Source organism: Rubrivirga litoralis (assembly GCF_031846415.1).
GTDB classification, from domain to species: Bacteria; Bacteroidota; Rhodothermia; order Rhodothermales; family Rubricoccaceae; genus Rubrivirga; species Rubrivirga litoralis.
The window spans coordinates 38,729-58,459 of the sequence record NZ_JAVRHT010000023.1 but is presented as its reverse complement, the minus strand read 5'-3'; the positions used below and the strand labels follow the sequence as shown (position 1 = coordinate 58,459).

General features: G+C 72.4%; 14 protein-coding genes. 2 read left to right on the top strand and 12 right to left on the bottom strand.

Features of this window, described 5'->3' with window-relative positions:
- The first annotated feature begins 211 nt into the window (after positions 1–211).
- Positions 212–1,228 carry a glycosyltransferase family 8 protein gene (locus tag RM540_RS10755; protein ID WP_311663935.1) on the top strand — a complete coding sequence of 339 codons (1,017 nt, stop codon included), beginning with the start codon at positions 212–214 and terminating at the stop codon, positions 1,226–1,228.
- Between the two features lie 177 nt (positions 1,229–1,405).
- Here the strand turns inward: RM540_RS10755 and RM540_RS10750 are convergent, their stop codons facing one another.
- Entirely contained in the window at positions 1,406–2,452 is a 1,047-nt protein-coding gene (locus tag RM540_RS10750; protein WP_311663933.1) for a sugar-transfer associated ATP-grasp domain-containing protein, read from the bottom strand.
- Positions 2,453–2,869: 417 nt separating this feature from the next.
- On the opposite strand from RM540_RS10750, the gene RM540_RS10745 reads away from it, so the two are divergent.
- Positions 2,870–3,682 carry a hypothetical protein gene (locus RM540_RS10745; RefSeq protein WP_311663931.1) on the top strand — a complete coding sequence of 271 codons (813 nt, stop codon included), beginning with the start codon at positions 2,870–2,872 and terminating at the stop codon, positions 3,680–3,682.
- 109 nt (positions 3,683–3,791) lie between these two features.
- On the opposite strand, the gene RM540_RS10740 is transcribed toward RM540_RS10745, so the two are convergent.
- The 11 genes from RM540_RS10740 to RM540_RS10690 all read right to left on the bottom strand — a co-directional run bounded on the left by RM540_RS10740 (position 3,792) and on the right by RM540_RS10690 (position 19,714).
- On the bottom strand, positions 3,792–5,699 hold the full coding sequence (locus RM540_RS10740; RefSeq protein WP_311663929.1) for a glycosyltransferase family 2 protein: 1,908 nt from the start codon (positions 5,697–5,699) through the stop codon (positions 3,792–3,794).
- Between the two features lie 129 nt (positions 5,700–5,828).
- Entirely contained in the window at positions 5,829–7,034 is a 1,206-nt protein-coding gene (locus RM540_RS10735) for a protein kinase family protein (protein WP_311663927.1), read from the bottom strand.
- 35 nt (positions 7,035–7,069) lie between these two features.
- The gene (locus RM540_RS10730) at positions 7,070–8,899 is read right to left on the bottom strand and encodes a carbamoyltransferase family protein (protein ID WP_311663925.1); all 1,830 of its coding nucleotides are present in this window, start codon (positions 8,897–8,899) and stop codon (positions 7,070–7,072) included.
- A gap of 176 nt (positions 8,900–9,075) precedes the next feature.
- On the bottom strand, positions 9,076–10,245 hold the full coding sequence (locus RM540_RS10725; protein ID WP_311663923.1) for a glycosyltransferase: 1,170 nt from the start codon (positions 10,243–10,245) through the stop codon (positions 9,076–9,078).
- Between the two features lie 8 nt (positions 10,246–10,253).
- On the bottom strand, positions 10,254–11,783 hold the full coding sequence (locus tag RM540_RS10720; RefSeq protein ID WP_311663921.1) for a DUF8712 domain-containing protein: 1,530 nt from the start codon (positions 11,781–11,783) through the stop codon (positions 10,254–10,256).
- Positions 11,784–11,795: 12 nt separating this feature from the next.
- Entirely contained in the window at positions 11,796–13,010 is a 1,215-nt protein-coding gene (locus RM540_RS10715) for a glycosyltransferase family 4 protein (protein ID WP_311663919.1), read from the bottom strand.
- A complete protein-coding gene (locus RM540_RS10710) occupies positions 13,007–14,191 on the bottom strand; it encodes a glycosyltransferase family 4 protein (RefSeq protein WP_311663917.1) in 1,185 nt (394 codons plus the stop codon). The genes RM540_RS10715 and RM540_RS10710 overlap by 4 nt, the downstream gene beginning before the upstream one ends.
- A 180-nt stretch (positions 14,192–14,371) precedes the next feature.
- On the bottom strand, positions 14,372–15,646 hold the full coding sequence (locus RM540_RS10705; RefSeq protein ID WP_311663915.1) for a glycosyltransferase family protein: 1,275 nt from the start codon (positions 15,644–15,646) through the stop codon (positions 14,372–14,374).
- Complete coding sequence (locus tag RM540_RS10700; RefSeq protein WP_311663913.1) at positions 15,643–16,923, bottom strand: glycosyltransferase; 1,281 nt, start codon at positions 16,921–16,923, stop codon at positions 15,643–15,645. The genes RM540_RS10705 and RM540_RS10700 overlap by 4 nt, the downstream gene beginning before the upstream one ends.
- Positions 16,920–17,885 carry a glycosyltransferase family 2 protein gene (locus RM540_RS10695; RefSeq protein WP_311663911.1) on the bottom strand — a complete coding sequence of 322 codons (966 nt, stop codon included), beginning with the start codon at positions 17,883–17,885 and terminating at the stop codon, positions 16,920–16,922. The genes RM540_RS10700 and RM540_RS10695 overlap by 4 nt, the downstream gene beginning before the upstream one ends.
- Positions 17,882–19,714 carry an asparagine synthase-related protein gene (locus RM540_RS10690; protein WP_311663909.1) on the bottom strand — a complete coding sequence of 611 codons (1,833 nt, stop codon included), beginning with the start codon at positions 19,712–19,714 and terminating at the stop codon, positions 17,882–17,884. The genes RM540_RS10695 and RM540_RS10690 overlap by 4 nt, the downstream gene beginning before the upstream one ends.
- Positions 19,715–19,731: the final 17 nt, after the last annotated feature.

Below are 19,731 nucleotides of genomic sequence, written 5' to 3'. Positions count from 1 at the left end.
GACAGGGACCGTCTGCCGGAGCGTCAGGGGCCTCGTACGCAACGACTGGACCGGGGCGCTCACCCTCTACAGCCTCCCCATCTCCTAATCGGTGGCCGGTGTGACGGAGACGTCGAGGCGGTCGGCGCGGGCCGCCGTAGGCATACGTGGTAAACTCGCTCAGCCGATGCCGGCACCGACACCTCACGCAGCGATCAAGCTCACGCCCCACATGACGACGACCGCACCTGCCCTCGCCCCCCCGGTGCACGTGGTGTGTGCGACCGACGACGGGTTCGCCCTCCCGACCGCCGTCATGGCCGCCTCGCTCGCCGCGGCCTCGGACCCCGGTCGGCGCCTCGCCCTCCACGTCCTCGACGGGGGCCTCTCCCCGGCCGTCGCCGGGCGCCTCGACCGGGCGCTCGGTCACACGGCGGCCCAGGCCGCCGCACGCGGCGTGACGCTCGACGTGCACCGCGTGGCCCCAGACCTCAGCGCCATCGCCGGTCTCGGAGGGAACAGCCGGATCACGGCTACGGCCTACCTCCGTCTGCTCGCCCCTGACATCCTCGGCGATGTCGGGCGGGCGGTATGGTTCGACGGCGATGTCCTCGTGTTCCGAGACCCCGGGGCTCTCCTCGACGTCTCACTCAGGGATCCTACTGGGCGGCCCTCTCCAGCCGCCGCTGCCCCGAACACCGGCTCCCCGGTCGGGCGGGGGAGACGGAGCTACGCTGAGCGTGGACTCGACCCCTTTCTTCCTTACAACAACTCGGGCGTGATGGTCATGGACTTCTCGCGTTGGCGAGCCGAGCAGCTAGGGCAGGCCGTCATCGCTGAGCTCCGTGAGTATGGACACCTCTACAAGACTGTAGATCAATGCGGCCTCAACGCCGTCTTGTCGGCTGCTGCCGGCGGAAGTCGATGGGCGCCGCTCCCGGGCGAGTGGAACGTTCAGGCTGGAAGCCACGTCACGCGTGCCGCCCCGCCCGCAGTCTCAGTCATAGCCGCCCTTCACTTTACGACGGGGCGCAAACCCTGGAGTCACAAATACCTGACCCGGTCAGGACAGGGGCCAACCTTCGCCATCTATCAAGCCGAGTGGTTCCGCGCCGCCCAGTGGAGCGGGTGGTTCTCAGAGGCGGAATGGGCGAGGTGGCGAATACAACTCGCCACGAGGCGGGTGTGGGCTAAAGGACACCAGACTCTATCACAAGTCCGCTCCGCTTTCTATAGACGTAAAAAATAGGACGGCGTCGCAGAAGTAATCGAACCGGCAGCGGTAGTATATTCCGTCTCCACCTGGACCGCGCGCTCCGTCAGGGCGAGGCCACGTCGTTCGACTGGCCATCCGCCCGCCCGGGGCGGGCGGGGCGCCTGACGGGGGCAGGCCCGGGGGGGTGGCCGGACCGCCACCCCGCCCGCCCTAGCCCGCGTCGAGGACGTCGAGGTAGACCCTGGCATACGCCGTCGTCCCGAGCGGGCGCAGCCCAGTCTGCTGGAAGCGAGCGTCGGGGGCCGTGTTGGCCTCGACCAGGACCACCCCGCTCGTCGTCACGGCCACGTCCCAGCCGACGACGGAGACGTCCGTGAGCGTGCGGTGGGCCTCCAGGGCGAGGGCCAGCACCTCCTCCCACTGGGGCACCCGGGCTCCGACGATCGCGTGGCCCGTGGTCGGGTGCCGGTCGTAGTCCCGCGCAGCGAAGCGGAGGTCCTTCCGAATGGCCGGGCCGAGCCGGCCTGTCTCCGCGTCGACCGGCGCCGCCAGTCCGCCCTGATCGAAGTTGTCGACCGGCTGGTCCTTCATCGCCATCCGCAGGAACGACCCGACATGCTCGGGGTCGCTGCCCGGCCCCTTGGCTGTGATCACGCGGACGGTGGCGAGGGTGCCCGGGCTGAGGGCATCGAGGTCCGGCACGTTTACGAGCCGGGGTTGGAGGACGTGAGGCTGCCCCTGAGAGAGGGTCTGGAGGTGGGCGACGAGGTCGGCCGCCGCAAGCCGCTCGCCGTCCTCGCCGACGTACCCCGCCCCATCCCACACCCATCGGGCGGCGCCCGCCCCGCCCAGGTCATCGGCCGGTTTGCTGAAGAGGTCCCGCGCGGGCAGCCGCTCCACCCCGCCCTCGGCGGACGGCCCCCACCGGACGTCGCCCCCATCGAACTCCGCGACGATCGGGGCGGTCGGGAGCCCCTCCTCGCAGCACCGCTCCGCGAACTGGCGCTTGTCGCCGATGGATACGTCGTAGCCAAGGACTCCCCGGACACGGTGGCGGAGAGCAACGTTCGTAGGAGTCGGAATGAACAGGACCGCGTCGCGGAGGTCGCCGAGCAGGTAGAGCCGGTAGCGGTAGTACACATCAGCGTCGAACCCGAACCGGAGCGCGAGCCACACCTGCTCGGCCAGCTGGCGCCGGAGCGACACGCCCCAGAGGTGCTCGGCCTCCCGGCCGTACTCGCGTGTTGCTCTGGGCACCCCCCGCACCCGGACCGACCGCCAGTAGCCGAATCGGTACACCTCCCGAGCGCGGGCCACGAGCCCTTGGGACGGGGCCGGGTTCTCCCTCTTGGCTCGGGCGGCGAGGACGTGAAGACGAGCAGCGTCTCGATGGTTTGCGGGCATGGGTTAGGCTCTTGGGGTTAGGTCACGGCTTGTACGCCTCGGGTTCCATGAGGACGAGGGTCCCCTCTCATTCCGCTGGGAGTGCCCCGGCCTAGTCGAAGAATGGGACCGGCGAGGGCCGGAACGGCTCCACCGCCCCGGCTTCTCCCGCCTCGGGCGTCGCGTATGTTCGCCCCGCCGCCCAGGCCCGCCCCGCCCGCGCCCTTGTCGGACGGCTGCTCCGGTCCGCTGGTCTCCGCTCGTAGCTCCTCCCACCTGTTCTCCCCCCGTATGCCGCCCTTCAACCCAACCCACCTCAACGACCTTTCCCCCCAGGACGACCTCACGCTGTGGACGGGGGGCTGGGACTCGACGTACCGCGTGCTCCAGAGGGCGCTCCTCGAGGAGACGCCCGTCCGCCCCGTGTACGTCGTGGACCGAAACCGAGGGTCGGCCCACATGGAGCTCGGCGCCATGAACGGGCTCCTGCTCGCGCTCGAGCGTCGGTACCCCGAGGCCTACGCCCGCATCGAGCCGCCCCGCTACGTCGACCTCCGGGCGGTCCCCCCCGACCCCGAAATCACGGACGCGTGGCGGACGCTGCGGGAGGACCACAGCATCGGGACCCAGTACGACTGGCTCCCCCGGCTTGCGAAGGCCGCCGACTGGACCGGCGTCGAGCTGTCGATCTACGGGGGCGGCCGGCTCCGCCCCATGTTCGGCGACAGCGTCGGGCGGGTCGAGGGTCCGGGCGGCCCTACCTACGCGCTGTCCGACGATGCCCCAGAGCCGGTTCAGGTTCTGTTCGGCCGGTTCGCGTTCCCGCTCTGGGACACCACGAAGGCCGCCGCGTTCGAGGCCGCCGAGGCGGCCGGCCTGTCGCCGCTCCTCGACGCTCATACGTGGTTCTGCTTTAAACCCCGGAACGGGAAGCCGTGCGGGGGGTGCCGTCCGTGCCAGTTCATGGTCAAGGACGGGCTCGGCCACCGGGTCCCGGCCGTGAACCGGGTTCGTGCCCGGGCCGAGCGGGCCGTGAACCGAGCGCGGTCGCGGGCAAAGGTCGGGACGAAGCTCCGCGCCCTCCGAGACCGAGCGACACGCTAGACGTGAGCCGGGGGTGGGGCGGCGCCTCAGGTCCGGCCTAGACCGGCCACCCCGCCCTCGCATAGGCGCGAGCGACCTGTTGCCCCGCGGGCGGGGCGGTCCGGCCCCGCTACGGTCGCCGCCCCGCCCCCACCGCCCCCTGCACACCCGAGAGAACTCGCGCGAGCGGGCCGTTCTGCCGACGCGCCTGTCCGCCTGGTTTCGCGGCCCGAGGGAGCCTCCGCGCCGACTCCGCAATGAGAGCCTCGAACGCCGGCAGCAGCGCGTGCAGCGCCTTAACGCTCTGCTCCAGATCGAACCCGCGCGACGGGCCGCTCGGCGTCTTGTTGGCGTCGACCACGTAGATCCGTCCGTCGGCCCGGTCGCGGAGGACGTCGAGCTCGCCGTACTCCATGTCGAGGGCCTGGGTAAAGGCCACGATCTGGCTCCGCTCCTCCTCACTAAAGACGGACTCGGGGGCGACGACCTCAGCGCCGTCGAACGCCTTGAACCGGGCGCCGACCGGCCTGTACTTGACGTAGACCACCGGAGCCCCCCCGCGGAAGACGGGGACCCGGTACTCGTAGAACCCCTCGGCGTCGTCCCGCCGGTTGTCGATGGCCTTCTGGTACACGTACCCCGGAAACACGAGGTCCGCCGAGATGGGGCAGTCGATGACCTCGCCGTCGTGGGTCGCATTCTCGTCCGACTTTTTCACGACGCGCCCCTCGTACGTCGTCGGGTCCACCTCGACCGGGTACCCGAAAGCGCCCTCGAAAACCGCCGATACGTGCTCTTTGCTGATGTCCGTGCAGCGGAGGTTGATCGCGGCTTCGTCGTTGCGGAAGGGGCCGACGGCGGACCGGGTCTCGTCGTCCCAGAGGAAGACGGCGTCGCACGGGCCTTCGGGGTCCGAGGTCATCCGGTACCCCGCGAGGACGGCGAGCTTGTACAGCACAGCGTACGGCCGGGGCACCTCGGGGTAGAACAGGAGGACCTTCTCGGGGGCGGCCAGGACGCGGGCCGTGCGCGCCCAGGACTGCGCCTTCGACGGCCTCTCGCCCGAGTACCGCCGCCACGCCTTTTCGAGGCTGGCCAGGCTCCGGTACCGGCCCGTGACCTCGCGGTCGAGCACGGGCTTGACCCGCCGGAGGCGCTCGGCGGCCCCGAACCCCGCCGCCTTGAGCACGGCGACGTACGACCAGGTGTTGGCCTTGGACACGGACGGCACGTAGCCGTCCGGGAACGCTCGGCGGTACGCGGCCGTGCCGGCGGAGAAGTCCACGTCGGCGAGCCGGCGGACGTGGGCGAATACGGCCTCGCGAGCGGCTTCGGTCTCTTCCGGGCTGAGGATCCCGTGGGTCCGGCAGTGGTTGAGCGCAGCGGTCAGCTCGCGCACGTCCCGCTCTAGCGCTGCGCGCTCCGCCTCAGTGTTCGACCAGGCGTACACCGTCGTCTGCTCCTCGTCGGCGTACGCCACGACCGCGCCGGCCGTAAGCATCCGCACCCAGGCGTCCCGCGACCGGGGCGCCGGAACCGCGTCGGCCGAGCGCACGGCCTCCCGACGCCACAGGTTGGACGCCGTGGAACCGAGGCGGTCGTGGAAGAGGGCGAGCCACGGGGGCTCGCCGCCCGCCCGCCTGTGCGCCGCCTTGCCGCCGCTCGACACGTGGCGGTAGCTCCCCGCGACGAGATCGGCCCCCGTCTCCTGGGCCGCCTCGACCTGGCGGGCCAGCTTGTCCGGTTCGATCACGTCCCCCGCGTCGAGGAACTGGACGTAGTCGCCACGCGCCTCGCCGAAGCCGACGGCGCGGGAGTCGCTTACCGCCGCCCCCTCCCCCACCACCCTCCACCATACCGCGTGCTCGGCCGGAAGGGCGTCTAGAGCGGGGCACTCGCCGTCTGGCCCAACGCTCACGCAGAGGACCTCCGTGGGGGCGTAGGTCTGACTTAGGACCGACTGGACCGTCCTCTCGACGCGCGCGCGCGATCCGGAGCAGGTGACGACGACGGAGACCGCCGGGGCATCAGGGAGCATGAGGAGAATCGGGTCAGTCGGGGGGTGGTACCTGTTCCAGGAGCTTGAGCCTCACGCCGGCCGCCCTGTTCCGCCGCAAACCACCCCGCCCCGGCGTCTGTGAGGGCGGGGTGGCGGGCGGGGCGGGCCTCAGACGGCGCGTCGGAGGCTCGTCTCTACGCGCGCGCCCCCAGGCACGTCGAGCCGCTCGGGCTCGCCGATCGAGTCGAACAGCTCGCGCACGTGGTTCCGCCACGCCCCCCACGACCCCAGCTCACGGACGTGGTCGACGTGCTGCTTGACACCGACCTCGGCGAGCACGAGGGCGGAGGCGAAGATGCCCGGGACGCCGGCCATCTCGTCGCGGAGGGCGTCCCGGAGGACCGCGTACATGTCGGGGTAGTCCTTGGCGGGGTAGTTCCGCCAGCGGCCGTACCGGATCGAGCTGTAGACGAGGTCGTGGAACACGGAGCACACCTCGGACTCGCTCCAGTCGATGAGCACCGGGGCGTCGAGCGGGCCGACCATCTGCATCCAGTTGAGGTCGCCGTGGCACCGCGCGAGCGCGAGCTCCCGAACGCCGGCCTCGTCCGCCGAGCGGCGCGCGAGGTCGAGGAGCGCGTCGACCGACCGCTTCACCTCGGGCGGGGCGGCCGCGTACCGCTCGTCGGTCTCCGCCTGGAGCCGGTCGAGGTACTCGCCCACTCGAGCCGTCTCCCGTGTGGCGTCGTAGGCCCGGAGCATCGCACGCTGCGCCCAGTCGAGCGGGCGGTCGTCGGCCGGAGGCGACTCGTACACGACGTCCTCGATCCATCCCCTAGCGTCCCCGTCCAGCGAGGCCGCGTGGAGGCGAGGGAGGCTGACGACGCCAGCGAGCTCGCGGCGCGCGTCGACCTCGTTCCGCAGGCGGTCGGCGTTCCGGTCGTGCGTCAAGACGTGGGAGACGGTTCCGAGCCGGTCGCAGAAGGCGCCCGAAAACTGCCACTCTCCGAGAAGCACCTCGAAGTCCGCCCACCGCACATTGGGGACGGGCGGGGCGGCGTACACACTGTGGAGGAGTCCAGCCCGAACTAACCCGCCCCGGACGACTCGGCTCGAAATGGCCGCCTTGAAGACCGTTCGGATGGCGAGCGTCCGCCAGCTCTGCCGCGGGTGGAGCACGTCGAAGTAGAAGTCGACGGCCGACGGGGTGGTCTGAATGCAGGCGTGGAACCGGGGGACCACAAAAAAGTCGACCGCCCCGCCCGGCGGGGTGGCGTCTTGCGGCCTGTGGGCTCGCTCGAAGGCGCCCACGCTCTCGAACATCTGCGGGGGCGTCTTCCCCTTGATCTTGGCGGCGGGGCGGGGCGGGGCCATAGGGCTCGGGGTGGGGGCGGGCGGGGCGGGGGCCGTCACGACCCGGCGACGGCCGGCTCCTCGATGGGCACGCGCTGGACGACCGTGTTGCCGATCACGACGGCGTCCATGCGCGTCCGGTGGAAGCAGGCGAACGCCTGCTCGGGCGTGTCGACGATGGGCTCGTTCTCGTTGAACGACGTGTTGAGCAGGATGGGCGTCCCGGTCCGCTCAGCGAAGGCGCCGATCAGTTGGTGGTAGAGCGGGTTCTCGTCCGCGGCGACCGTCTGGAGGCGGCCCGAGCCGTCGACGTGCGTGATGGCCGGGAGCCCCTCGCGCTTGTCGGGCTCGACGGGGTAGACCTGCTGCATGAACGGGTCCGGGGCGGGGTCGACGAAGTAGTCCTCCAGGCGCTCCTCCAGGATCGACGGGGCGAACGGCCGGAACCGCTCGCGGAACTTGATCTTGAGGTTGATGAGGTCGCGCATGTCGGCGCGGCTCGGGTCGGCGAGGATCGAGCGGTTGCCGAGCGCGCGGCTCCCCCACTCCATGCGGCCCTGGAACCAGCCGATCACGTTGCCGTCGGCGAGTAGGTCGGCCGTCGCCTCGACGGTCTCCTCGGGCGAGTTGTAGGTGGTGGCCGTGTAGCGCCAGTCGTCGTCGGAGCGGCCGGGGACGGCGGCGTCGAGGATGGCCTCGACGTCGGCGTCGGGGTACTCGGTCCCCCAGTAGGCGTGCTCCATGACGAACCGGCGCGGGTTGCCCAGCTCCTGGTGCCACATCCAGAGCGCGGCGCCGAGGGCGGTCCCGTTGTCGCCGGCGGCCGGCTGGATGTAGACCTCGTCGAACGGCGTGTTGTCCCGGATTTTCCCGTTCGCCACGCTGTTCATCCCGCAGCCGCCCGCGAGGCAGAGCTTGCGCATGCCGGTCCGCCCGTAGAGGCCGCGGAGGATGTGGAAGGCGGCCTCCTCGTAGACGACCTGGAGCGAGTGGGCCAGGTCCTCGTGGTGCTGCGTGAGCTCCTCGTCGGGGTCGCGGGCGGGGCCGAGCACGTCGCACATCGCGTCGGCGTAGACGCGGCCGAGCGAGGGGTAGCCCTCGTCCCACTCCATCTCGACGCCGTCGGACCAGTGGCGGAAGTAGTCGAGGTTGAGCTCGAAGGTCCCGCCCCGCACGAGGTTGACGAGCTGGCGGACCTCGTCGACGCGCGTCGGATTCCCGTACGGCGCGAGCCCCATCACCTTGAACTCGTCGCCGTAGTGCAGGAACCCGAGGTGCTGCGTAACGGCCGTGTACAGCATCCCGAGCGAGTGCGGGAAGTACGTCCGGTCGAAGACGTCGAGGTGGTTGCCCCGGCCGGTGGCGAGCGACGTCGAGACAAAGTCGCCGAAGCCGTCGATGGCCGCGACGGCGGCCTCGTCGAAGGGCGAGCAGAAAAAGGCGCTCGCGAGGTGGGCGGGGTGGTGCTCGACGTTGTGGACCGGGGGGAGCGCGTCGGGGCTCACGCCGAGCGCCTCGGCGAGCGGCCCCTCGACATCGCGGACGGCCCGCTGGTTGCGGAGCCGGTCGAGGACGAGCTTCGGCGACGGCCGCTTTTTCAGCGCGAACAGCGCCTTCTGCGGGAGGTTCGCCTTCGGGTCGCGGCTGATGGCGACGTGCGCGACCTGCGCCCCGTCGATGCCGGCCATCTCGAGGCACCGCTGGATCGACTGGGTCGGGAAGCCGGCGTAGTGCTTGATGCGCGTAAACCGCTCCTCTTCGAGGGCGGCCACAACGGCGCCGTTGCGGAGGAGGACGGCGGCGACGTCGCCGTGGTAGGCGTTGATGCCGAGGACGTACATGAGGGCGGGGCGGTCGGGAAGGGCGGGGCGGTGGGCCGCTGCCAACTTACTGGTGGGGCGGGGCGGGATCGGCGGGGTCTCGCCAAGCGCCCGTGACTTCTGCCTCGGCCCTACCAAACTCCGGGCCACCCCGCCCGCGCACGTCTTTGCAGCCGAGAGGCGGCCCGCCGACAGGTCGGCGCCCGCTCCTGACGACCTCCGACGCGGGCGCCGGGTCCGCCCTAGACGACGGAGTTAGGACGAGGCCCCCCGCCCAGCAGCCACTGGTACAGGGCCAGGTGCTCGGCCGCCGCTCGGTCCCACGAGAGATGGCCTGCCACATACGCCCGGCCCCTCTCCCCCATTGCGCGGAGCGCCTCGGGCGGGGCGGCCGTCGCCTCGCGGAGCGCGGCGGCGACGGGCTCGGCGCCGACGTCCGTCCACCACCCGCAGCGCTCGGTCTCGAGCGCCTGCCAGGGAGCGCCTTTCGTGGTCAGGACCGGGAGGCCCGCCGCGAGCGCCTCGGCCACGACAATCCCGAAGTTCTCGCTGTGCGTGGGGAGCACGAACAGGTCGGCCTCACGGTAGAGGTCCCACTTAGCCGCCTCCTCGACCGGGCCGGCGAACGAGACCGCCCCGCCCAGGCCAGCCGCCGCCACCTGGCGTTCGAGCGCGGCGCGGTGGCCCTCCTCGTCCGGGCCGGCGACGACGAGCCGCCACGCATCGGGCCGCACGCGGTCCCAGGCTTCAACGAGGTCGGGGAGCCCCTTGATCGGGTGGACGCGCGAGAGGAATAGGGCCGTCCGCCGCCCCGCCCGGGCGGGGCGGGGCGAGGCGCTCGGAGGCACGGCCACGCCGTGTGGGATCACGGCGACGGGCTGGCGGAACCCGGCTCGGCGGACGTCGGCGGCCTCGGCCTCGGACGTCGCCTGGAAAGCGTCGACGAGCCCGAGCACGCGGCGCTGGTAGAGGTGCCACGCGAGGCGCTTTTTCGCCCGCTTCACGCGGAGCGCCCGGTCCGAGAGCATCCCCTTCGGGCTCACCACGAACGGCCGCCCCGCCGCCCGGGCCGCCAGCGCGGCCGCCCGGTTCGTCGGGAGCCACAGGCCGTGGTCGTGGACGACGGCCACCCCGGGCGGGGCGGCGGCCTCCGCGACGGCCCGCCCGAACGCGGACCGCGCCCCCTGCCATAGGCCGCTCCGCGCGCCGTCGGCCACGGCGAGGAGGCGGACGCCGGCTTCGGCCGGGCGCACGATAGGGACGGCCGGGTCGGGCCACGACGTCACGAGGTCGACCGCCGCCCCGCCCCGCGCGAGCGCGTCGCACACGGCCGTCACGCTCCGGCTCGGGCCGCCCGACGAGACCCACAGGTCGCCGACGGCGTGGACGGCGCGGATGGGGCCGGAGCTCATCGCGCGCGCTACGCCCACGCCCGACGCACGGGGAGCGAGACGGCCTCGTCTTCGGCCTCACCGACGTCGTCGCGCCGGAGCCACCGTGCGATGGTGGGGGCCACGAACCGGAACACCAGCGCGAGCACGATGAACCGCATGAGGGTGCCGCCCAGGAGCTTCGCCGTCGACACCTCGAGGTGGTACCCGCTCCAAAAGACCGCAATCGTGAAGGCGTACCCCATGAGGCGGATGTCGCCTCGTCGGAGGAAGAAGCGGTAGAGGAGCCCCCGCCCGATGCCGATGAGGAAGATCGGGACGAACATCCAGAGCGCTCCGAAATCGATGTAGCTCTCCCCGATGTGCCCGATGCTGAACGACGTGCCCTGCGCTTCCCCGGCCACGCCCAGGCCCGTGTAGCGGTTCGTGACCTCGGAGTCCGAGATGAGAGGGGGCTTGTCCGGGAAAAAGATTCGAGGAGTCGCCACGTGCTTAAACGCCGCGCCCCACAACGCCCCATCTTCGTGCGGGACGACCGTCGGGACGTAGCCGAGGGCGTAGCCGAAAAAGTCGACGTAGGCGACCCGCTCGGCGAGCGGCTCAATTCCCTCCACGAGGTCCTCCCGACTCAGATCGGAGACCAAGCCAACGAGGATCGACACCTGCGCCTCCTGGTCCACGACGGACCCCTGGCGGTTCGTATTGCCGCCCGAGATCGTCGCCCGGTACTCCGGCTTCACGACCGTCCACGCCGACCCCAGGACGCCCAAGGCCAAGGCGAGAACGATGGCCCCGGCGACGGTCCCCATCGTCACCCGGCTTCGCACGGCGAAGTACGTGACGACTGTGATGAAGATGACCTCTTTAAAGCCGGAGAAGAACCCGATCCCTGAGATGAACTCGATGGCAAACGCCGCAAGGAAATAGCCGTACCCCTCGCGTCGAACGAGGACGATGTAGCCGAGGAAGAAGTACGTCGCCCACTTGAGCTCCTCGACGGCGAACAGGATCTGCTTGAGCCCGCTCATGAACCCCACAGACCCCACGAGGGCGGTCACCGTGAACGTGGTGCCGAGGTAGAGCCAGAAGGCCCGCGAGATCGAGAACGCCTCGGCCTCGCGGAGCACGGCCGCCATCTTGGGAGGGGGCAAGGTCCAGGTGGCGATCCGTATCCCGATGGCGAGGACGAGGATTCCGGCCAAAGTGAGCCATATGGCCGTTTCTACATCGGCGAACACCCCGAGCTGGGGGTAAGAGACCAGGTCGTCCACGTCTGCACCGACGATGTTGGCGTGGAACACGCGCATCGTCGCCTGGAGCCACTGGAACGAGACGGCGAATGCGAGCACAGGCGGCTCGCCCGGGACCCACGTGAGGGCAATGAGGAACGGGAGGAGCGCGACCGATGCCACCGTCAGGAGCGGGTTCGCCGTAGCGAACCCGAGGAGCGACAGCGCGAGGAATAGCCCGATGACCTCGGGCGAGAGGCCGAGGCCTCGGGAGGTCCCGGAGTGATCGGCGGCCGGGGCCGGGGCCACGGCGGCGGGGCTGAGGGGCATAGCGGAGAGGGGTCAGGTCTGGGCGAACACGCCAGCCCAGGCGCGGGTGAACGCCTCGCGCGTGATGCCCAGTGCCTCGAGCGACGCGCGGGCCGCCCCGCCCGCGTCGGCGAGAGCGTCGGCGGGAAGGTCGAGAAAGTGGCGGAGGCCGTTAGTGAGCGCCTCGGGCGTCTTGTCGCGGCACAGGACGGCGTCGCGGCCGTCCTCGACGACGAGCTCGGGGATTCCTCCCGACGGGAACACGACGCTCGGGACGCCGGCCCGCTTGGCCTCGACGACCACGTTGCCCAGGGGCTCCTCCCACACCGAAGGGGCCGTGTGGACGTCGGCGAGGGCGAGGAGGCCGGGCACGTCGGCGACCGACCCGAGGAACCGGACGCGGTCCGACAGGCCGGCGGCCTCGACGCGGTCCCGGAGCGCATCGGCGAACGGGTTCTTCCAGGAGTAGTTGCCCGCGAGGAGGAACCGGACGTCATCGCGCTCGGCGCACAGCGCGAGCGCGGCGTCCACCAAGACGTCGACGCCCTTGTCCGCCGTGATCTGACCGACGTAGGCGACCGTGCGGCCGGAGTATGGGGCCGTCACGTCGGCGGGGAGGTCGCTCCCCTCGGGGCGGGGCGGCCGCTCGGGGGGGTAGTTGTAGATGACGGTGATCTTCTCGGGCGGGACGCCGGCCTCGACGAGCGCATCGCGGACGAACCCGGAGATCGCGACGAACCGGCTCACGCTCGGGGCGATCAGGCGCCGCCACGCGAACCGGAAGATTCGGCGGTGCTGGCTCGGGGCGTCGCCCGCGCGGTAAACGACGGGGACGCGGAGGAGCTTGAACGCCGGGAGAAAGTCGACGGCGTACCGCTCGTTCATCGTGTGGACGTGCGTCGGGCGGTACGCGCGGGCCGCGCGGAGAAGGTCGCGGTTGCTCTGGAGGGCCTCGCGGAACCGCCCGGCCAGCCACCCCGCCCCCTTCCCCCGCACCCAGCGCCCGGGGTAGAACGCCGTCGTCCACCCCAGGCCCAGGCCGTCGAGGGCCGGCTGGATCGACTCGTGGCCGTAGCTGTGGTGCGTCGCGAACAGGGCGTCGACGCCCACGTCGCGGAGGGCCTCGAACACCTGAATGTTGCCCCGCTCCTGCCCCCACAGCGGGATGCCGCCCAGCGTGACGAGGACGCGCGTCCCGTCGAGGTCGGGCGGGGCGGGGCGGGGCGGGGTCGCGTGTTTCGTCGTCATCGGGAGCGTGAGCGGCCTGCGGAGACGGCGAGGACGGCCTCGACGGTCCCGCGGACGGCCTGGTCGAGCGAGTAGATCTCCATCTTCTGGTCGAGCGCCCGGCGCGTCGTGGGCTCCCCGGCGAGCGGCAAGAGCCGTTCCAACGCGTCGGCGAGTGCGGCCACCCCGCCCTCAATGGAGTAGGTAGCCCCCGTCGCGCCCTCGTCGATCAGGTCGGGCGCGCAGCCGACGGCGTCGGAGACGGCCGCCGGCGTCCCGCACGCCATCGCCTCGTTGACGACGAGCCCCCACGTCTCGCCCCCATCCGACGGGAGCACGAGGGCGTCGGCGGCCGCGTAGTAGGCGGGCAGTTCCGTCTGGTTCTTGAACCCGGCAAAGTGCGTGGGGACGCCGGCCCGATCGGCCTCGGCCCGGAGGGTGCCCTCGAGCTCGCCGGCCCCAACCAGGAGCACGTGGGCATTCCCGCCCCGCTCCCGAAGGGCGGCGGCGGCGCGAACAACATCGACCGGCCGCTTTTTCGGGATAAACTTCCCCACGAACAGGAGGATCTGCGCGTCGGCGCCGTACCCGAGCTCGGCCCGGAGTGGATCCCCGCCGTTCGCGGCCTCGGCGCCCGCGCGGAAAAAGTCGTTGTCCACGAAGTGCGGCACGAAGTGCATACGCGCAGGGTCGGCCCCGTAGTGGAGGTAGTACGCCCGCGCCCGCTCGCCGACGACGAGGTACCCGTCGAACCGGGGGATGAACGCGCGGTAAGCCGCCTCCTTGGCGAGCCGCTTCGCCCAGGACCGGGGCGTGTTGAGTTGGGAGTCGCCGCGGACGAGGAGCGGGGTCCCAGTCCGCCAGCAGGCGGTCATGGCCTGCCAGAAGCTCCGGGTGTTCCAGCCCGTGACCAGGAAGGCGTCGAACCGCCCCGCCCGGATGACGTCGGCGATCTGGGGCGTGTCGCTCCCCCCGAAGGTGTCCGTGCTCGGCTGCCCCGCCCGGTTCTCGAGGAACGTGTGGGGGTAGCCGTCGAGGAGGTCGACGTCCCACTCGAACGCGACCCCGAACCCGGCGTCGGCCTGACCCTGGGCCGTCTGGCGCTGGGCGAAGTAAACGTGGAGGTCGAGCTCCCGCGCCAGCGCCCGGTACAGCGGGGCGTGGTACTGGATCGGGTGCGTGGCAAGGACGCCGAGCTTCATGGGCGGGCGGGGTGGCGGCGCAGGCTACGCCCCGCCCCGCCCCGCGTGCGTGAGGAGACGGCGAGGGCGCGCCGGGCGGGTCCGCACGTTCCGGGCCGCCGCCGCCGAGGGTCGAACGGACAGACGGGGTGGCACGAGATCGGTCCGCCTGCCCGCAGCAAAGGGCGGGGTGAGCGCCCCCTACGCGACGGCCTGGTCGAGGGCTTCGGCGAGCGTCCGCGTCACGTTGCGGGCCGAGAACTCCTCGAACGCCTCCCGGTCCACATCGGCGGGGCGGAAGGTGTCAGCGAACGCGCGGAAGTCAGCGAAGGCGTCGGCGAAGCCGTCCTCAATCGTGTCCAGCCCGTCCTCGCCGTCGAACGCGAGCACCCGCCCCGCCCCCGTCCCGCGGATCACGTCGCAGGCCGTGCTCGCCTGGTGGAGCACGGCGAGCACGGGGCGCTCCGAGAGTACGCCCTGGTACACCTTCGACGGCGTGTAGTGGGGTTCGGTGCTGCCCAGGATGAACACGCCGCGGGTCGCGTCGAGGTGGGCCAGGACGTCGAGGTAGGGGATCCGCGCGGGGTGCTCCTTGATGACGGTCCCCCACAGCCCGTACTGCTCGGCCACGGGCCGGACCTGATAGCCCTCGGCGTCGTCCGGCGACGACCCGGTCCCGACGAAGAACAGCTCGACGTCGTCGAACAGATCGGGCCGCGCCGCGATCGCCCGGCACACGCGGTGGAGCGGCTCGACGGCCTGGGGGAGCAGGGCGCCGGCGTAGAGGAGCCGGAACCGGCCGTCGCGCTCGAACAGCCACGGCTCGATCCCCATCGCCTCGACCTCCCGGTGGTCGCGGGCCTCCCCGCCGTACGGCATGGCCGCCGTCGTCGCGCGGCGGAGGCGGGGGTTCCGGTCGAGGACGGCCTCGTAGTACCCCTCGGCTACGCCCGTGATAAGCGCGGCGTCGCGGACGGCGACGGGCTCGAGCACACGGGCTAGCCGCTGCGTCGTCCACATCTTGCTCCCGAGCGGGTAGGCGTTCGGCTCCACCCAGGGGTCGATGTAGTCGATCCCGTACGGGACTCCCCGCCGTTCGTGGATGGCCCGCCCGAGGAGCGCGCCGTAGAACGAAGGGATGAGGACGTAGACGAAGTCGACCGGCTCGGCGTCGACGACCTCGATCGCCCGCCGGAGCAGCGACCGGAACGACCGGAGCACGACGTCGCCGACGAGCCGGCGGCCCCCGATGCGGACCGGCTCACGGTCGGCCCGGACCCGCTCGACGCGGACGCTCTCGGGGACGAGCTCGGCGAGGTTCCAGTCGAGCTCCTCGGTGTAGTCGTCGTGGTGGACGGTGAGGACGATGGGCTCCCACCCGAACGCCGGGAGGTGCTGCGCGAACAGCCGCGCCCGGTGGACGGCCGCCAGGTTCGACGGCGGGAAGTGCGGGGAGATCAGGAGGACCCGTTTCACAGAGGGGGGTTCAAGGGGGCGGGGTGAGCCAGGGCGACGGCGGCGGCCTCGACGACGGCCGGGGCCTGCCGCTCCCAGCAAAACCTACGCCGCGCCGCGTCCAGCGCGGCGGCCTTCGACCGCCGGAGCCGGTCGGGGTCGGCGGCGAGCGCCGCGATGGCCGCCCCCATCGCACGGGCGTCGCCCTGGCCGACGAGCGTGACGGCCTCGGGCGCCTGGTCCGCCACCTCCTCCTGCCCCGTCGTCCGAGTCGCCACGACAGCGAGGCCGCCGAGGAGGTAGTGGAGGATCTTGTTGGAGACCGTGAGGTCGTGGTTCACCGTGCCCGACGTTTCGAGCGCGAGCCCCACGTCGTGCTCCGCGATCCGGCTCAGGAGCTCGCCCGGCGGCACGAGCGGGTGGACGTGGAGGCCGTGGACGTCCGACGGGAACGCCGCGTGGAGCCACGCGGCGTGGGCGTCGGGAAGCCCACCGCGGAGGTGGACGTCGACGGGCGTCGGCACGTGGCGGAGCCCGTCGAACAGGAGGTCGAGCCCGCGGTCGGGGCCGATCGTCTGGCTTACCCAGTGGAGCGAGAGCCGGGCGGCGCCATCGGGGGCGGGGCGGTCGAGCGCGCGGCCGTCGAGGGCCTCCCGGTCCGCCCACGGGAACGCGTTGTAGACGACGCGCGGGGCGGCGACGCCGTAGGACTCCGCGAGCGCGTCGGCGAGCGCGCGCGAGGTCGTCGTCGCGTAGGCCGCCCCGCCCAGCGCGGTCCGCTCGGCGTCGCGGAGCAGGCCGAGCGGGACGGCCGCCCGCTGGTCCGGCGTGGGGTGGCGCGAGTACCAGTCCTCGACGTCGACGCCGACGCGCCGCCCCGCCCGCGCGAGCCGGGCGCAGACCCACGTCCCGACCTCCTGGTGCCCGATCGTGAGGTCGGCGCCCAGGTCCCGGGCTGCGTCGAGGAGCGACCGGACCCCGTAGCCCAGCGCTTCGGGCCGCTCGATCCCGAGCCGGCGTGTGGCCTCGACCCCGGCCCGCCGCACGAGCCGCGCCCGCTGCCCGCGCCACCCCGCATCGGCCCGGACATCGACGGCGTAGCGGTGGCGCCACCCCGCCCCGGCGGCGATTTCGCGGTCCTCGGCCGCGAGCGCGTCGTCGAGGGCCGGGCCGATCACGACGACGTCATGCCCGGCCGCGGCGAGCGCGCTAGCCTCTTTGACCACGCGGGGGTTCCGGCACAGGTGGGCGCCGGTGACGATCCCGATCCGGGCGGGGCGGGGCGGGGCGGTGCTCACCGGCCGTACCGGAGCCGGTACCACACGTGCTGGAAGCGGACGGCCGCCTTCCAGCCCAGCGCGTCGCGGACGACCTGGAACGCCCGGCCGCCCCCGGGCTCCGCGTCCGACCCGCCCAAGGCCGCGGCGCGGGCCTCGGCGCGGGCGCCGACCTCGGGGGCCACGGGGTACGTCTGGAAGGCGACCCCCATCCACAGGCTCGCGCAGGCGCGGCGGGCGGCGTCCGTGTCGAGTCGTCCGAGGACGGCCCGCGATGCCCCTTCGGCCGCCGCGAACAGCGACTCCGCCACGTCGGCGCCCCGGCGAGCGCTCACGCTCGTCGTGACCCCGGAGCGGTAGTAGCCCCACGCGCCGGGGCAGAAGGCGACCCTCGCCGCCTGCGCGAGGACACGGGCGAAAAACTCGCCGTCCTGGTTTTTGCGGAGCCTCTCGTCCCACGGGCCAGCGGCATCGACGAGCGGGCGGGGCGTGAGCCAGCCGAAGTTGGGCATCATCCCGCCCCCGGGGCTCCACGACTGCACGAGAAAGTCGACGGCCGGCTCGTAGTCCTCCCACCCCGCCTCGCCGCCCCGCCCCAAATCGCCGGGTCGCTCGCGGAAGCGTGCCCACGGGCCGGAGGCGACGGTCCCCTCCGGCTCGTCGCGGAGCCGGGCCACCTGGCGTTCGATCTTGTCCGGGGCCAGCAGGTCGTCCGCGTCGAGGTACTGGACGAGGTCGCCGTTCGACTCGGCGAGGGCGCGGTTCCGGGCGGCGCAGGCGCCCGCGTTCACCTGCCCGACGACCTGTACGCGCGGCCCCTCGAAGCCCCGCGCGACGCGGAGCGTCCCGTCCGTCGACCCGTCGTCGACGACGACGACCTCAACGTTCGGGTACGTCTGCGCGAGGGCCGACCCGAGCGTCTCGGCGAGCCACGGCTCGGCGTTGTAGGCGGTGACGAGCACGGAGACGAGGGGGTCGCTCACGCCGACGCCCCGTAGTGCTGATCGAGCCACAGCTTGAGCGTGGCGATCCGTAGGGTCGGGTGCTCTCCGGCGCGGTCCGACCACTCGGGGAGCGGACGGTCGAGGACGGAGACGCCGAGCAGGTCGTCGAGGACCTCGCTCGTCTCGGGCGCGGCGGGCTCCCAGAGACGGGGGAGCACGTCTGAGCGGCGGACGTAGTGGCGGAAGTTCGGCCACGACCCGCGGCTGGCCGTCCCGTCGAGCGGGCTCCCGTCGATGTCTCGGCGGAACGCTTTTCGGTAGGCGACACCGTAGAGGAAGCCGAGCATCTTGCGGGTGTCTGACACGCCGATCCGTACCTGGGTGTTGTTGTCGACGACGTCGCCGGCGCCGTGGCAGATCTGGGCGACCGCCCGCTCCCATACCTGCCCGTTCAGCTTGAGACTCGGGGGCACGCGCTGGTAGAGGTCGATGAGGTCCCGGTCGGCGAAGATCGGGTCCCAGCGGAGCGCGCGTTGGAGGAGCAGGCGTGAGGACGCGTCGGCCTCGCGGACGACCGGGCGGATCCGGCGGAGCTCGTAGGCCCACCGCCCCGCGTCCGACACGTCGTCGCGGTCGAGGCCGGAAAAGTGCGCCGCTCGCCGCGCGCGGACCGCGGCCCGCCACGGCTCCGCGACGGACCGCCCCGGCGAGTACCATCGGTCCCCGTACGGGCGGAACTCGTAGAGCGGGAGGTCCCGGCCGAAGAGCGTCCGCTTCCGGCGGTCGGAGGTGAGCCCCTTGAACAGGTAATCGGCGTAGCAGCCCGTGAGCACGGTCTCGGCGCCGAGCGCGTCGATCTCGGGGATGAGCGCCGTGTAGTGGGCGTCGAGCACGTTCCACATCCCGCCCGTGATGCGGACGGCGTCGGCCGCCCCCAGCCCGTAGTGCTCGAAGCTCCGCCGGAGCGCCACGTGCGTCGACCCCGCCCGCTCGGCCAGCGCCCGCGACAGGTCGAGTTCGGCGTTGGGCTCGCCGTAGAGCGTCACGCTCGTCACCCGGGCCGGGTCGTGGGCCGCGTAGAGGACGGCGCGGGAGTCGGCCCCGCCGCTGAGCATGAGGGCGGGGCGGCCCAGGCGCGGAAGCGTCCGGCGGCGGACGGCCGCCGTGATGGCGCCGGCCAGCTCCTCCCCAAGGGCCTCGGCCGTCGCCCCTGGGTCCGCGGCGTACTGGGGGCGCCAGTAGGTGCGCGTCCGGGGCGCCCCCCCGCCCCGCCACGCGGTGACCGTCCCGGGGTCGAGCTCGCGGACGTCTCGGTAGTACGTGTGGGGCGCCAGCCCGCGGCCGTAGGCGAGCGCCTCCGCCATCGTCGTCCGGTCGAGGTCGGCCGCGCCGACGGCGGCGGCAAGCACGTCGGGGTGGGACCCGAGGGCGGGGCGGTCGGCCACGCTCCAGGCATAGACCGGGACGTACCCCATGCGGTCGGTGGCCACGTGGAGGCTCTCGTCCCGGGGGTCCCAGACGATGAGGGCGAACGCCCCGCCCTGACGCGACGGGAACGCCTCGGGCGCGTGGAGGAACTCGTTGAGCACCGCGCGGCACGCCACCCCGCCCTCGTACGGGAGCCGCTCGGCCGCCGCCCACTCGGGCTCGTCGAGCGCGACCCGGCCGCCGAGCCAGACCCGGACGTCGGTCGCGGGGTCCCTGGCCGGCCCCCACAGCGCGTCGCTGTCCGACCGGACGGACAGGGCGGAGAGCGGGCCGTTCTCGAACGGGGTCGAGCGGTCGCCGTCGACGAACGTGAGCGAGGCCGCCGCGTGGTCGCGCACGGCCGGAGGGAGGGGGCGGAGGCTAAAGAGGAAGCCGCTCATGGAGGGGCGGGGGTTCA